This is a genomic window from Frischella japonica, assembly GCF_014489845.1.
Taxonomy (GTDB): Bacteria; Pseudomonadota; Gammaproteobacteria; order Enterobacterales; family Orbaceae; genus Frischella; species Frischella japonica.
The window spans coordinates 1-13667 of sequence record NZ_JABURY010000015.1 but is presented as its reverse complement, the minus strand read 5'-3'; the positions used below and the strand labels follow the sequence as shown (position 1 = coordinate 13667).

The 13667-nt window shown below is 29.7% G+C and carries 23 protein-coding genes and 2 pseudogenes; 22 read left to right on the top strand and 3 right to left on the bottom strand.

Translation table 11 applies throughout. The features are described from left to right. Nucleotides 1–383 precede the first annotated feature (383 nt). From FcAc13_RS06060 to FcAc13_RS06045, 6 genes are all read left to right on the top strand, one after another. Nucleotides 384–1058 carry a hypothetical protein gene (locus FcAc13_RS06060; protein ID WP_187755319.1) on the top strand — a complete coding sequence of 225 codons (675 nt, stop codon included), beginning with the start codon at nucleotides 384–386 and terminating at the stop codon, nucleotides 1056–1058. Nucleotides 1059–2158: 1100 nt separating this feature from the next. Then, nucleotides 2159–2320 carry a hypothetical protein gene (locus FcAc13_RS12130; protein WP_223064541.1) on the top strand — a complete coding sequence of 54 codons (162 nt, stop codon included), beginning with the start codon at nucleotides 2159–2161 and terminating at the stop codon, nucleotides 2318–2320. Continuing rightward, on the top strand, nucleotides 2310–2861 hold the full coding sequence (locus tag FcAc13_RS06055) for a hypothetical protein (RefSeq protein WP_187755318.1): 552 nt from the start codon (nucleotides 2310–2312) through the stop codon (nucleotides 2859–2861). The genes FcAc13_RS12130 and FcAc13_RS06055 overlap by 11 nt, the downstream gene beginning before the upstream one ends. A gap of 188 nt (nucleotides 2862–3049) precedes the next feature. Continuing rightward, complete coding sequence (locus FcAc13_RS12315; RefSeq protein ID WP_281382613.1) at nucleotides 3050–3184, top strand: hypothetical protein; 135 nt, start codon at nucleotides 3050–3052, stop codon at nucleotides 3182–3184. Between the two features lie 470 nt (nucleotides 3185–3654). Then, nucleotides 3655–3855, top strand: coding sequence for a hypothetical protein (locus tag FcAc13_RS06050; RefSeq protein WP_187755317.1), 201 nt, complete (start codon nucleotides 3655–3657; stop codon nucleotides 3853–3855). Between the two features lie 178 nt (nucleotides 3856–4033). Further along, nucleotides 4034–4501, top strand: a complete 468-nt coding sequence (locus FcAc13_RS06045; protein WP_187755316.1) for a hypothetical protein — start codon at nucleotides 4034–4036, stop codon at nucleotides 4499–4501. A gap of 141 nt (nucleotides 4502–4642) precedes the next feature. Here the strand turns inward: FcAc13_RS06045 and FcAc13_RS06040 are convergent, their stop codons facing one another. Further along, entirely contained in the window at nucleotides 4643–4831 is a 189-nt protein-coding gene (locus FcAc13_RS06040) for a hypothetical protein (protein WP_187755315.1), read from the bottom strand. Between the two features lie 295 nt (nucleotides 4832–5126). On the opposite strand from FcAc13_RS06040, the gene FcAc13_RS12310 reads away from it, so the two are divergent. Then, on the top strand, nucleotides 5127–5870 hold the full coding sequence (locus FcAc13_RS12310) for an RHS repeat domain-containing protein (RefSeq protein WP_484494496.1): 744 nt from the start codon (nucleotides 5127–5129) through the stop codon (nucleotides 5868–5870). Here FcAc13_RS12310 and FcAc13_RS06030 read toward each other — a convergent pair. After that, nucleotides 5852–6103: a hypothetical protein gene (locus FcAc13_RS06030; protein WP_187755313.1), complete on the bottom strand. Its 252-nt coding sequence runs from the start codon at nucleotides 6101–6103 to the stop codon at nucleotides 5852–5854. The genes FcAc13_RS12310 and FcAc13_RS06030 overlap by 19 nt on opposite strands. Before the next feature lie 84 nt (nucleotides 6104–6187). On the opposite strand from FcAc13_RS06030, the gene FcAc13_RS06025 reads away from it, so the two are divergent. Then, nucleotides 6188–6715, top strand: a complete 528-nt coding sequence (locus FcAc13_RS06025) for a hypothetical protein (RefSeq protein WP_187755312.1) — start codon at nucleotides 6188–6190, stop codon at nucleotides 6713–6715. Between the two features lie 36 nt (nucleotides 6716–6751). Here FcAc13_RS06025 and FcAc13_RS06020 read toward each other — a convergent pair whose 3' ends face one another. Beyond that, entirely contained in the window at nucleotides 6752–7117 is a 366-nt protein-coding gene (locus FcAc13_RS06020; protein ID WP_187755311.1) for a hypothetical protein, read from the bottom strand. A gap of 126 nt (nucleotides 7118–7243) precedes the next feature. Here FcAc13_RS06020 and FcAc13_RS06015 point away from each other — a divergent pair, with 126 nt between their 5' ends. The 14 genes and pseudogenes from FcAc13_RS06015 to FcAc13_RS05950 all read left to right on the top strand — a co-directional run. Beyond that, nucleotides 7244–7555 (top strand): hypothetical protein, encoded by a 312-nt coding sequence (locus FcAc13_RS06015; protein ID WP_187755310.1) that lies wholly within the window; start codon nucleotides 7244–7246, stop codon nucleotides 7553–7555. Between the two features lies 1 nt (nucleotide 7556). Beyond that, complete coding sequence (locus tag FcAc13_RS06010; RefSeq protein WP_187755309.1) at nucleotides 7557–7904, top strand: hypothetical protein; 348 nt, start codon at nucleotides 7557–7559, stop codon at nucleotides 7902–7904. A gap of 93 nt (nucleotides 7905–7997) precedes the next feature. Beyond that, nucleotides 7998–8156 (top strand): annotated as a pseudogene (locus FcAc13_RS12215) (RHS repeat-associated core domain-containing protein); the annotation flags it as partial. 12 nt (nucleotides 8157–8168) lie between these two features. Further along, nucleotides 8169–8309, top strand: a complete 141-nt coding sequence (locus FcAc13_RS06000) for a hypothetical protein (protein ID WP_187755308.1) — start codon at nucleotides 8169–8171, stop codon at nucleotides 8307–8309. Between the two features lie 7 nt (nucleotides 8310–8316). Then, entirely contained in the window at nucleotides 8317–8457 is a 141-nt protein-coding gene (locus FcAc13_RS05995) for a hypothetical protein (RefSeq protein WP_187755307.1), read from the top strand. Nucleotides 8458–9069: 612 nt separating this feature from the next. After that, complete coding sequence (locus FcAc13_RS05990) at nucleotides 9070–9321, top strand: hypothetical protein (RefSeq protein ID WP_187755306.1); 252 nt, start codon at nucleotides 9070–9072, stop codon at nucleotides 9319–9321. Nucleotides 9322–9336: 15 nt separating this feature from the next. Next, a pseudogene (locus tag FcAc13_RS12305) lies at nucleotides 9337–10269 on the top strand (RHS repeat domain-containing protein); the annotation flags it as partial. 29 nt (nucleotides 10270–10298) lie between these two features. Further along, entirely contained in the window at nucleotides 10299–10607 is a 309-nt protein-coding gene (locus FcAc13_RS05980) for a hypothetical protein (RefSeq protein ID WP_187755304.1), read from the top strand. 382 nt (nucleotides 10608–10989) lie between these two features. Next, nucleotides 10990–11331, top strand: coding sequence for a hypothetical protein (locus FcAc13_RS05975; RefSeq protein WP_187755303.1), 342 nt, complete (start codon nucleotides 10990–10992; stop codon nucleotides 11329–11331). 24 nt (nucleotides 11332–11355) lie between these two features. Beyond that, nucleotides 11356–11481 (top strand): RHS repeat-associated core domain-containing protein, encoded by a 126-nt coding sequence (locus FcAc13_RS12400; RefSeq protein ID WP_187755492.1) that lies wholly within the window; start codon nucleotides 11356–11358, stop codon nucleotides 11479–11481. Nucleotides 11482–11496: 15 nt separating this feature from the next. After that, nucleotides 11497–11634 (top strand): hypothetical protein, encoded by a 138-nt coding sequence (locus tag FcAc13_RS05965; RefSeq protein ID WP_187755302.1) that lies wholly within the window; start codon nucleotides 11497–11499, stop codon nucleotides 11632–11634. Between the two features lie 77 nt (nucleotides 11635–11711). Beyond that, nucleotides 11712–11897, top strand: a complete 186-nt coding sequence (locus FcAc13_RS05960) for a hypothetical protein (protein ID WP_065734841.1) — start codon at nucleotides 11712–11714, stop codon at nucleotides 11895–11897. A gap of 659 nt (nucleotides 11898–12556) precedes the next feature. After that, a complete protein-coding gene (locus tag FcAc13_RS05955; protein ID WP_187755301.1) occupies nucleotides 12557–12997 on the top strand; it encodes a hypothetical protein in 441 nt (146 codons plus the stop codon). A gap of 319 nt (nucleotides 12998–13316) precedes the next feature. Continuing rightward, on the top strand, nucleotides 13317–13667 hold a 351-nt coding region (locus tag FcAc13_RS05950; protein ID WP_187755300.1), incomplete at its 3' end, for a hypothetical protein.

The following is a 13667-nucleotide window of genomic DNA, read 5'->3' as shown; positions in this document are numbered from 1 at the left end:
TTGGCTTTTCTGTTTTAAAAATTTAGCTTATCCAGCAATTTCAGTTCATCCTTAGGAATAAAAGAGCTACAGTTGTAAGATGTTGTTTAGTGTGTTCCGTATAATTCAGAAACGTAAAGTCCATTAGTGAAGTCTAAATTCTTATCATCAGTAATTAATTTTAAATATAGTAAAGTAATTAAAAATTCTTAATGATTAAGGGTTCTTTTCCGCTTTTAAAGTGATTGTTTTTTTATAAAATTTATATTCCGATCAACAAAAAGCCGATCAAATATATGGTGCATCAGGTAAGATTATAAAGGATAAAAATTAGCATTATATTGATAATAAACAGGGAAATTTTATATTAAACAAGCAAAATTTAATAATTAAAAAGGAATAAAATGTCATTTGATAAAACAATAAGAGAAAATTTGAACGGAAAGTATTTAATAATTCATTCAAACGATTTAGAAGAGGGGATTAATTACGCCGTTCAAATGAAAGTTTCTCAAATTCAATTAAGAGGGATATTGGGAAGAGAGAATAGCGATATTAAAATTGATTTTAAAGTGTTTGAGAAAATTTCTGCGCGACTAAAGATTTTATCATTAACCACTATTAAAAATGCTATTAATACAGAGGGAATATATTCGCTAGTAAATTTGGAAAAACTCTATTTGGATAAACAAAAATTCAAAATAGATGTTTCAAAATTCCCTAAAATTGAACATTTAGGTAGTGAATATTGGAAAGGGTTAATAAATTTGAATAACACACACACTTTAGAAAGTTTGGTGCTTTCAAAACTTCCTAACACAAATTTCAAAGAATTATCAGAATTACAAAAATTGCAAATTGTTCATATCTATAGTTCGAAAATAGAAACATTAACAGGTATTGAAAGGCTTCCAATAAAAGAATTATTATTAGCGAGAAACAGTATGTTAGAAGATATACAAGCTATAAAAGAATTGAAATCACTACAAAAATTACTCATTGAAAAGTGTAAAAAGATTACTGATTACACTTCATTAGATAGCTTAAAAGAGAAAGTGGATATAAGAATTATTAAATAACGAACTCAAAAAATAATATTAAAATGACTATCCTAAATTTTGCGTTTTTATCCGTTAAAGGTGGCGGTTGATTCTGTCTCCAAATTTTGAAGATGTTGAAACGGGTTTTTTTATAATCGGTTTCGTTTATATTTTCCCAAAATCCCATAAAACTGCAAGGCAATCAACCTTATCTTTATGCTGACGTTTATAATAGTAACCTAGAGATTGTTTTTTTCGGACTGGAGTATAAATTAGATAGAATATATAGGAAAGATATAGATGTATTTGAGGATGATAAATATGGGCATTGGTGGATTAAACTAGATCAAAAGAGAACTATGGTTGGTGGCCCTCTAATAGAGTTGAATTTATAAAAACTTTCTTAGGTGTTCCAGAGGATTTAAATGGATAAATGATATTTGATGGGATACCTACTTTAGAGCCTCATCATGGAGATAGAAGTAAAGGAGTGAATATCTTTGAATTATACTTAAAAGATAATCGGTCTAAAACAAAATCGTAGGAGAAATAAGAAATTATTATAAAAATATTAGTATTATCAACACCAAAATATCAAAAATATTATGTAAGTAATGCACTCCTTCCTTATTTATCAAATGCTCACCTTTATAATCCAGTAGATATAGAGTTATTTAATATTGATAGAGAAGCTTATTGGAAGCAAAGAGCAGAGGCAGAAGTTAACGCTCGAAAATTAAAAGTTGAATATAATTAAGGTTTATTTGGAATTTTATCAAACAAAGTTAAAGATTTTTATAAAAAAATGTTTGGTGGTTTAATGATATATCAGAACAATATTCAAATGCATTATTAGATTTAAATATTTCATTAGAATCAGATTTTATTCAATTTTATTTACAGGTTGACCCGTTCGAATTAGATTAAATATTTTACAGAGCTATCTTTGAAGAACATGCTTAAATACTGGAAAAAATAAAGAAGTTATCTCCAACAAAAAAAATTCACCTTTCCAACTCAGGATTTTTCTAATAATTACAGGGGGGAAATTTATAAATTTACCATGATAGATGAAACTACAGAGGTATTAGAAAACATAGGTGTTAGAGAACAATCAAAGTTAGTAAAATCTGGATAGAATGGGAACTTCTACATATATTAAGCAAGAAAAAGTTGGTAAGAATGCCCAAATCAATATTGGACTAGGAAAAGGACTTGATATATTTAATGAAAATATTATATTCTTTCAAGACGTAAGTACTAATAATATAAGTATGAATGTAAATAATCATGGTATCTAAAGAGGAAAGTTTAATTTATAATTTATTGACTAATAAAATAGATTTAGATTCATTTTATAAGGAATATCCAGTAAATCTAAACGAAAATAAAGATTATTTTTATAGAAAACTATTGGAATCTATTAATTTAAAAGACTTAGATAAGATAGAGGAATATCTGGATATAGAAGAATATTTGCATGATGATGAGTATATTAAAAATAAACTTGATAGAATTTATAAAGAGTTAATAACAAAAGATTGGATATCCTATTCTTTTTTAGAAAGACTATTAGATTCAATAGAAATAAGTGTAAAAAATAAAAAGTATTTTTCAGAGATATTAAATATCAATAAGTTTGATAAGAATGATACTGATAATATAGAGACATTTATGGTCCCCATATGGAAGAAATGCCTTTGGGATCTATACAAAATCGGAATTGATAATGAAACTCTAAATATCATAGAAAAATATTTAGACTCACCTTATGAAGATTTAAATAATACTGCAAAAACATTAATTCAAAAAATCAAAAGTCAGCATCAATTGACCCTATAGATAAATTTGTGCATTTGCTTATATTTGAACTATTGTAATGAGTTAAAAATAGGTAGATATAAATCGACGAAAAAAAACTAAGAGAAATGACCGCAGAGCTCGCCAAAAGCATAAAGAATCAGGAAAATTCAAGCAAATTAACGGGTTATTATGAATAAACTAGTGATTGAACCGGCGTTAATGAAGAAATGATGCAGCATCTAGGTCATGAAAAACATCAGAAAAAACGAGGTAGCAATACTCGTAACGTTTATAGTAAAAAAACTGTTTTAAGTGATGATGTCGAGTTAGAGCTTGCCATTTTTCGTTATAGAGAACATTGAAAAAATTTAGAAATAGTAAGAAAGCTCAAAAAATTATAAACATGATTAATAAATATTTTTCAAAAATAACTAAAGAAATATTAAACCAAGAAGGTTGGTATGAGAATAGGTATTATGGTGCATCGGGTAAGATTTTAAAGGATAAAAATTATATTTATTATAAACAGAAAAACTTTATTTTAAAAATTCTGCTAATAATTCACTAAAACTAGTGGTTTCCAAAGCTTATTTCTGACAAGCTGGTAATGCTTATGTTGGAACAGCCCGAACCGGTCGAAAATCTGACTACTTAGATATATGAATAGAGGAGCTTGGTTTCCTCTGCATATAGGAAAATTTATTTAACAATAAGTCGTTTATTTCATTCAGGTAACTGGGGCAGTACGGGGCTCTTGAAGGTGGAATAAAGTTTTATTCAAATGTGCATGATAGCAGCATAGAAATTAACCCGTTGGGCATGGAGCCTATCAATGGTAAATCCTAAGGATATAAATTTTTCACAAACTACAATTAATAAAAATTTTGATAATCCAGATAATTTTGCCAAGAGTTTAGGGCAATCTAAGAATAATATTAATATTGATAAAAATGCTAATATCATTAAAAATTCAGGAGCAGATAATGTGATGAAAAATATGAAACCTATTAGAGTTGTAAATGTGAAAGGATAATATGTTGTAAGAGATGGTAATAGTAGGCTTTATTTAGCAAGGTAATCAAAAGCAAGTTCTATTTCTATAGAAATTATCACAGATGTATATTAGTTAAGAGAATTTAATTCACGTTTAAAGAGAATCGGGTTACCCTAATGAAGGTACAAGTAAATTAACTACATGTAAATAAATAAGTATGAAAGAAGAAATAATAGTACATAAAATAGAAAATATTTGGCAAGATCCTCAGTGTTTTTGTATTTCAGAGTTTATAAGAGATGAGTTTTTTTATTATTTCAAATGTTGGGATTATAATAAAGGTATTACTCATAATATAGAAGATGATTTTTTAGGATGTTTTAATGTTGAAAATATGATGTCAATTAAACATTTAAGACATACTCAATTAGAATTATATCCGAGTAATATTAATCATGACTATAAATGTTATTATTATGAAATTAAAAATTCTAAATGGATGACGAAAATATTAAATGAAAGAGAAAATTATGATTCAAATTGGAGAAAATATGATGATCGTGTTTATAAACATTTTATTTTTGAAAATGCTAAGTATTGGGTTGAAGTAATAGGAACTAAAGTGATTTTTGATAAAGTTAAAAAAAGTAATGAAAAAATATATTTATGGGAAAATTACGGTTAAATACTAATTTTGAATCTGTAATATGAATTAAAAAACCAACTCAAATGAGTTGGCTTTTTGGTTTAATAATCATAACTCAGTATGTCTAACAATTCCCATTCCGAGTTAGGAAGAAGATTTTTAACAAGCCAGAACAGTTTGTCAAAGTCTAGCGGAAAAATGGCTGAGCGCAAGCCCCTTACCTTCCGTTTCTGCTAAAAGAGCCGTTTGCCCAATATTACAAATAGAGTTAAGCATAAAGCCTAAATTCTTATCATCAGGGATGAATTTAAGATAGGGTAAAGTGATTAAGATTTTTTGAAAATTAAGAGTTCTTTTTTCATTTTTCAAATGATTTTTTCTATAAAATTTCTATTCCAAACCACAAAAATCCGATCAAATATATGGTGCATCGGGTAAGATTCTAAAGGATAAAAATTGGAATTATATTTATGATAAACAGGGAAATCTTATTTTAAAAACTCCGAGAAATTTTAAAAATTCTGCCAATAATTTACCAAAAAATTCATCTTTCTTAAGTGAACATATAAATTCTAAAAACAAATTTTGGATTGAAGAAAATGAATTTGACCGTAAGGCCGAAATACGGAGATATTCAAAATCCGAACTCAAACAATACGATAAAATAAGAAAAAAAAGAACGCTTGAAAATTCTGCCCCTCCACAATGGCAACAAGGTGACTGGGAATACCAATGGCTGGGTAACGGAATGTTACAAGCGGTACGCAATCCTCAGGGGAAATGGATCCGTTTTGAACACGACGCATTAGATAGAAGAACAGCTAAAATTGTAAATACAAAGATTTATCGTTATCTTTGGGATGGTAATGCATTATTTCATGAATGGTTTTATGAGAATGAACGGCGTCCTAAGATTATTTCTGATGAGCTGGGAATGCTTATGTTGGAACAACCCGAACCGGTTGAAAACCTGACCACTTGGGTTTATGAAGAAGGAAGTTTAGCACCCACAGCTAAGTTAAGTGAGGGTAAGTCCTACTCGATTGTATCGGATTATTTGGGCAGACCCGCTCAGGCCTATGATGATAAAGGTAAGCTGGTGTGGCAGGTAGAATTTGACATCTATGGCAGAATACGGGAAGATATCTTTAACAATAAGTTATTTATTCCGTTCAGGCAACTGGGGCAGTATGAGGATGTTGAAACGGGACTTTATTACAATCGGTTTAGATACTACGACAGTAATACAGGAACTTATATAAGCCAAGACCCGATTGGATTATACGGAGGCATACAGCTCTATGGCTACGTCCATGACACGAATGCGTGGATAGACCCGTTCGGGCTTGCAAAACGTGGACCTAATACGGGAGGAAAAGGACCTCATAATCAAATAATCAAATCCTGAGCAGATGAAATAATATCCGATGGAGGTACGATTATATACGGAGGTGGATACGAAAAAGAAAAATTATTTGAAACTCCTGGAGGGCATAAATCAGGAAGACGTCCTGATATTGTTTGGCAAGATGCTGACGGTAAAACACATTGGGGTAATGTAGGAAAGACTAATGCAAAAGGAAAGCCTGTTACCAGAGAGATTTTAGCTATGCAGGATTTGAATAAAATTAGACACGCCAATGGTGTTCCTGAAAGGGTGCATTTCCGCTCCTATACTCATCCAGAAACAAATAAGAAGCCGAAACCAAAAACAAGTTGTCACTAATGGAACTAAATATAGTCGCATCCAGAAAATGCATAATTGAATTTGTAAATAATTTTTTAGAAAATAATAACCTTGTCTTTTTTAATGATAAAAACTTTGAGAAAAGTGGTATAGTTGTATCAAGTAGTATCAGTATGTTGGATTTTGTTGATAGTAATATCCTTATCAATATTGGTACTAAGGAAGATTATGAAGCAAAAATAAAATTACTAAATCATCGTCCACTTGTTGATGACAAAAACGACTTTATTTATATGACAAACTTTTGGACAAAGAATGAAGTTAAGATAACAAATACTTCATTTTTATGGTATCCTAACCGTAGTCCAAATGCTAAGCATTATGGTTCTATTTTACAAAAAGAAATTAAAAAACATTTTAATTATTGTATGCACACTGAAGACAGTCAGTATACATTACTAAACAAGACTTTCGCCAAGTATTATTGGTCTGATGAAGTGAAAAATTATTTGGATAAATTATATAATAATGGCGGAGTTGTTCCAATTCGCCCTATTATTGAATAACAATTAAAGCCACTCAAAAAGAGTGGCTTTAATATTTTACAGCGCAGCGATATTTTTAAGTTTTACAGATTTTATAAAACCGTCCAGCACGTGCAGGAAAGGAATTTTTTGTTTAGTGGCAGCGTGGAAATGGTGGAAAACTTGCCAACGCTCAGCAGCCAACGCAAAGTTTACCGCATTACCACACCGGTAATAATAACAACAATGATTTTTCTTTTTCAATTGAAAGAAAAAAATAAAAATCACTAAATTTACCGACAGGAAAACAGATGTTCTTTGATGTGAAAACCGGATGCTCGCGGGAGGGAAAAGAGTACGCAGGGTTAGAATAGCCAAGACCCTATCGGACTTGCCGGAAACAACCCGAATTTTTATGCCTATGTAAGTGATAGCAACGTTCAAATTGATTCATTCGGATTATCTACATCGCCAATTTTAGGATTTAAAAGTTATGGTCAATTAAATCAATTTGGTTCTCAAATTCAAGCTACCCTAGCTAGGGGAGGTTTTAATAATTCAGAAGTTTTCATGCAAGGTAGTTCTGTTACAGGTCGTAGTTTTAAAACAGGAATTCCTTTTGATGTAGGTAGGATAAGTGATTTTGATGTTGCAATTGTTAATTCTGATTTATTAAAAAAAGTACAAAGTTTAGATTTAGGAAAACTAGGACGTCCATATTCAATGCCATTAAATTCTGATGCTATGAAAAAATTAGGGTTTGGGGATTTAGCAGATAGTTTATCAAATCGTTTTGGAAGAGATGTAAACTTTAGAATTTTTGATAGTGAATCAGCAGTCAGAGCAAATGGTAAAAGTTATAAAATAAAATGCAAAAGTTAAAATGAAAGGTTACTATATAACATATGGTATTTTCTCATTAGACCTAGAAAATATTGTAAAAAACTTAGAAAAAAAATTAAATATAAATTTAATTAAAGATGAATATAATGATGATGAATTATATTATATTAAAACTAATAGTAAATATAGTATCAATCATTTTAGTATTTATAATGCCAGTCCTGATGGATTTTATATCACTGACAACGAAGTTTTACATCCTAACTATTTAATTTATTGTAATATAATCTTTGGTAAGAATGAGTTGGTCGATATTGAAAATATTAGAAGATGTATTCAAGATATAAAATATATAAAGGAATTGCGTATTGATGTTGATGAATGGTGATTAAAAAATAAATTCTGGTAAAATCCCAGACCCTATCCTAAATTTTGTGAATTTATCCGCTAAAAATGGCGGTTAATTCCTTCACCAAATTCCGAAGATGTTGAAACGGGGCTTTATTATAATCGGTTTCGATATTACGACAATAATACAGGAACTTATATAAGCCAAGACCCTATCGGGCTAGCAGGAAACAACCCGAATTTTTATGCTTATGTGTCTGATTCGAATACGATGGTCGATCCGTTCGGGTTGGATTGACATAAGGTGATAATTCAAGCTCAAGGTGATGGTTTAGAAAAATCTGTATCATGGAATAGAGCGACTCCACCAACGTCAAAGGAAGGGCTATCTATGTTAGATGAATTAACTGAAAGTTTAACAAAGGGAGAACGTAAAGCAAGATAAGAAGCTATTGATAAAGCTAAAAAAGTGGATTATTAATGCTGGTAAAAATGGTGGAGCGGATGCACCTGTAAGTAAAACTTTCTTAATAAAAGGTACTAAAGATGTTAGAATAGACATTGAAATAATTACAGGGAAAGCTTTTATATGAAAACACCTCACATACTCGAATTAAAAAAAAATGGTATTACTTTATTACTGATTTATTAATTGAATCTGATGAAATAGATAATTGGCAATTTCCATTCTTTAAAACTCGTTATAGTAACGGTAATTTTTTTGAAGATTTAGATCCAATCATTAGCTTAATTAATTTTAATCAAACACAAATCATTAAGATTATTCAAGATCCTGACATTGATTTCAATGATTTTTTAAGTGATTTTGATAATAAAAGTATGCTTGTGATTACTACTAACGATCTTGTAGAAAATAAAACTTTAATTAAAAATAAAATTGTAAATTTTATAAAAAGCCAACTTTAAAAGTTGGCTTTTTGGTTTAACAATCAATTTAGTTTCTCTAACAATTCCGATTTTCGTCTATAAGGGGTGTTTGTGCAATACTATAACTAGAGTTAAGCGTGAAGCCTAAATTCTTATCATCAGGAATAAATTTTAGATATGGTAAAGTTATTAATAATGCTTGAGGTTTAAGGTTTTTTTCCGTTTTTATAATGATTTTTTCTATAAAATTTCTATTCCAAACCACAATAATCCGATCAAGTATATGGTACATCGGGTAAGATTTTAAAGGATAAAACTTGGAATTATATTATGATAAACAGGGAAATCTTATTTTAAAAACTCCGAGAAATTTTAAAAATTCTGCCAATAACCTACCAAAAAATTCATCTTTCTTAATTGAAAATATAAATTCTAAGAACAATTTTTGGATAGAAGAAAATGAATTTGACCGTAAGGCCGAAATACGGAGATATTCAAAATCCGAACTCAAACAATACGATAAAATAAGAAAAAAAAGAACGCTTGAAAATTCTGACCCTCCACAATAGCAACAAGGTGACTGGGAATACCAATGGCTGGGTAACGGAATGTTACAAGCGGTACGCAATCCTCAGGGGAAATGGATCCGTTTTGAACACGACGCATTAGATAGAAGAACAGCGAAAATTGTAAATACAAAGATTTATCGTTATCTTTGGGATGGTAATGCATTATTTCATGAATGGTTTTATGAGAATGAACGGCGTCCTAAGATTATTTCTGATGAGCTGGGAATGCTTATGTTGGAACAACCCGAACCGGTCGAAACCCTGACCACTTGGGTTTATGAGGAAGGAAGTTTAGTACCCACAGCTAAGTTAAGTGAGGGTAAGTCCTACTCGATTGTATCGGATTATTTGGGCAGACCCGCTCAGGCCTATGATGACAAAGGTGAATTGGTTTGGCAGGTGGAATTTGACATCTATGGCAGAATACGAGAAGATACCTTTAACAATCAGCCGTTTATTCCGTTCAGGCAACTGGGGCAGTACGAAGATAAGGAACTAGACGGGCTTTATTACAATCGCTTTAGGTATTACGACAGTAATACAGGAACTTATATAAGCCAAGACCCTATAAAACTTGAAGGAAACAACCCGAATTTTTATGCGTATGTGTCTGATTCGAATACGATGGTTGATGTGTTCGGGTTGATGAATGTTTGGGACATACAATTTTCCCAAAGCTCTATAAGTGATGTTTTTAATGAAGGTCCCTGGAAAGGCTTGTCATTAGATGAGGCTATAGAAGCTACGAAAAAATTAGGAAAATTACCAGAAGGACTAACATTAAATGTAATGGAGTTAAATGGAGGAGCTAATATAGTAACTCTTAATAATCGAACATTATATGTAGCACAACAAGCAGGTTTAGAGAATATTCATCCTAATTTTGTAGATAATATAAATAAACTAAATAAATTATTAGATGGTGGAATACCATTAGACGTTGGTTAGATTCCCAAAATAAAGTGTAAAAAATAATTATGAACAAAAAATTGTATACAGGAGCTTATTTACTTAATAATTCAGAAAATAGTAATTATTATGGTATTATAGATGGCTCATATTCATTAAAGAACAATATTGATAAATGTAAAATACTAATACGGAAAACAGATGTGAAAAACTTATTAATCACTGAAAAAGAAATATCTTTTGAACTTAATTCAGTCCAATTGGATGTTTTAGCAAAAGTTAGTAGGGAAGTCTTTGAGAATTTAAGAGTGTTAAAATTATTATCTAATAGAAATAAATTAAATGAGTCTGGTTATATAGAGGAAGATGATGAGTAATGTGTCAGATTAGCGAATAGAATTAAAATAACCCGAAAGCAAACTTTACCTTGGCTTTAATATTCAAGAGTTGAATTTATCTAAAAGTTCTATTTAAATTTAAAGCGTCTAAACCAATAAAAGGGCATCCTAAAGGAGTATATGTAACAATAAATCACCGGAAATACTATCTCAAACATCGAATGGATATAAGAAACTTGGATTGACAAAAGAAAAATCTTCTCATTTTTTTGAGTTTCAAATAGATGATTCTAAACTAAAGTCCATAGATGGAGATAGAGGCACATTTATCAAATATATTGAAGGAGATATAGCCATTGACAGGAATAATGTTTCACGACATGGAAAAACTCCATGTAAATAATATAATCAGTATCTTATTATGATATCAGGAGTAGACTATATATTTTATACATCTAAAGATGCAAGTACTTTTTTTATGGAGTTTGAAACTAAATTAAAGGTAATTTGGGAGCATTATTATAAAGAGGAAGATTTTGAGGATAATATGTATAATGCTTTTTATGCTTTAGATAAGGTAATGTTTGATGAAATGGATAATAAAGGATTCTATTTAAATAAAAATGGAGAAGGGCCATTTTATCTTATCTTTAATCCTAAATATTCAAATATCGAAAATAGAATAACAGTGGTTTTACCTTCTATTATTGAAGAATCAATGTTTTGTAAAAAAATATATGAAATTGTTGTTAAAGTAAAATGAGATAAATCCTATTCTAATTAAGTAATAAAATACAGTCCCTGTTATAATCGGTTCAGGTATTATAATCATGAAACCGGTTTATATATTAGCCAGGATCCTATAAAACTGGCAGGTAACAACCCGAATTTTTATGCGTATGGGGCTGATTAGAATACGATGGTTGATGTGTTCGGGTTGATTATAGTATATAGAGATCTTAACGGAGCTCAAGAAGCTAGTGATAAAGCAGGAGAAGCAATTAAGGCAAAAAATACAGCAGCAACATATACTATCCAACAACATATAGATGATGGTAGTGTTTAAATACTCAATATATTTCTACAACCAAAAAGTCTTCCACAGCAGAATTTTATGCCAAACCTAACCCAAAAGGAGGAAAGATGGATAAAAGTACAATAATTGATACTAATAAGTTAGATGCTTCAAAAGTATTTGATGTTTCATCTGGGGTAGAACCACAAACAAAAACTAATTTGAAAGACCCAGCATTTAGATATTCTGTAAAAGATGCAGAAGTTTTAATTGAAAGGGAAATACCAAATCATGCTTATGCTGTAAGTGAATAAAAATATTTAGATTATGCAAAAATATTTAAGATTACTAGAAAAATAGGAAATGAATGGGATATATTCTATAAGAATCTTGATGTAACTTATAAAGAAAATGTTAAAGAAAAAGAAAAAATAAAAATTATAATTGAACAATTTTATAATGATCGTTTTTTAACACAAGAAGATAAAAATGAGTTATTATTTAAATTTATAATTCATTAGCAAAATACTCAGGTTGTGCAGAAGATTTAGAAATTTCTGAAAATCTACTTAATTCTTTAGAAAATATGAAAATAATAGATCAAAAATATTTTGATTTATTTTACGGTAATACTTCGACTAATAGATGGATGTAGTTATTTAATATTGATAAATTTTCTAAAGTCATTAAAAAATCAGGAGCAGATAATGTGATGGGAGATATGAATCCATAAATGGGATCAGGAGTAATTAAAGCTAGTGATCCTTGAGTTTGAGGAAAATGGGATTAGCAGAGGAAAAAGTACCCATTATATAGCTTTTAAACTGGATGAAAATAAAGTAAATTAGTCGATCCTCAAAATCCTACATTGAGATTATATATTAAAGGTGATGTGGAATTAAGAGATGCAAATAATAAACTTAAAGAAGGTGTTTCTCATGGGAAAACCCCTTGCAAATAAATAATATTAAATATGGAATTTAGCGGCGAATTATATTTTTATTATTCTGATAAATCAAACGAAACTGTGATTAATTTGTTAAAATTATATGCAGATAAGATAGGTTATGACTATAATTATGAAATTAATGATTTAGATGAACATTCCATTATGTTTTTTAAAAATAAAGAAATGTGGGAATATCATTTAGAGCATGGATATAATGTTGATTTAAATGGAGAAGGTTGTTTTTATATAAATGCTAAAATGGTTTCTTTAAATGGAAAAGCCTCTTTATATGAATTAAATGGACGTTCAAATTTTGATCCTACTGATACATTTTTTGTATTTTCTAAAGTACCTTATTATGTATTAACAGTTCCCTATGATATTGAAGAAGACCCTTTTTCTAAAAAAATATATACAGACTTTCACAACATTTTAGTAATGAAGGGCATAGAAGATAAAATATAATAAAAAGCCAACTTTAAAATTGGCTTTTTAAATTAAAAATATTTATTCCACTGGTCTAACAATTCCCATTCCGATTTAGGAAGAAGATTTTTAACAAGCCAGAGCAGTTTGTCAAAGTCTAGCGGAAATATGATAGAGCGCAAGCCCCTTACCTTCTGTTTCCGCTAAAAGAGCCGTTTACCCAATATTTCAAATAGAGTTAAGCATAAAGCCTAAATTCTTATCATCAGGAATCAATTTTAGATATAGTAAAGTAATTAAAAATTCTTAATGATTGAGGGTTCTTTTCCGTTTTAGAAGGATAGTTCTTTTATAAAATTTGTATTCCAATCCACAAAAATCCGATCAAATATATGGGGCATCGGGTAAGATTCTAAAGGATAAAAATTGGAATTATATTTATGATAAACAGGGAAATTTTATTTTAAAAACTCCGAGAAATTTTAATAATTTTGCCAATAATCTACCAAAAAATTCATCTTTCTTAAGTGAAAATACAAATTCTAAAAACAATTTTTGGATTGAAGAAAATGAATTTGACCGTAAGGCCGAAATACGGCGATATTCAAAATCCGAACTCAAACAATACGATAAAATAAGAAAAAAAAGAACGCTTGAAAATTCTGACCCTCCCCAATGGCAGCAAGGTGACTGGGAATACCAATGGCAG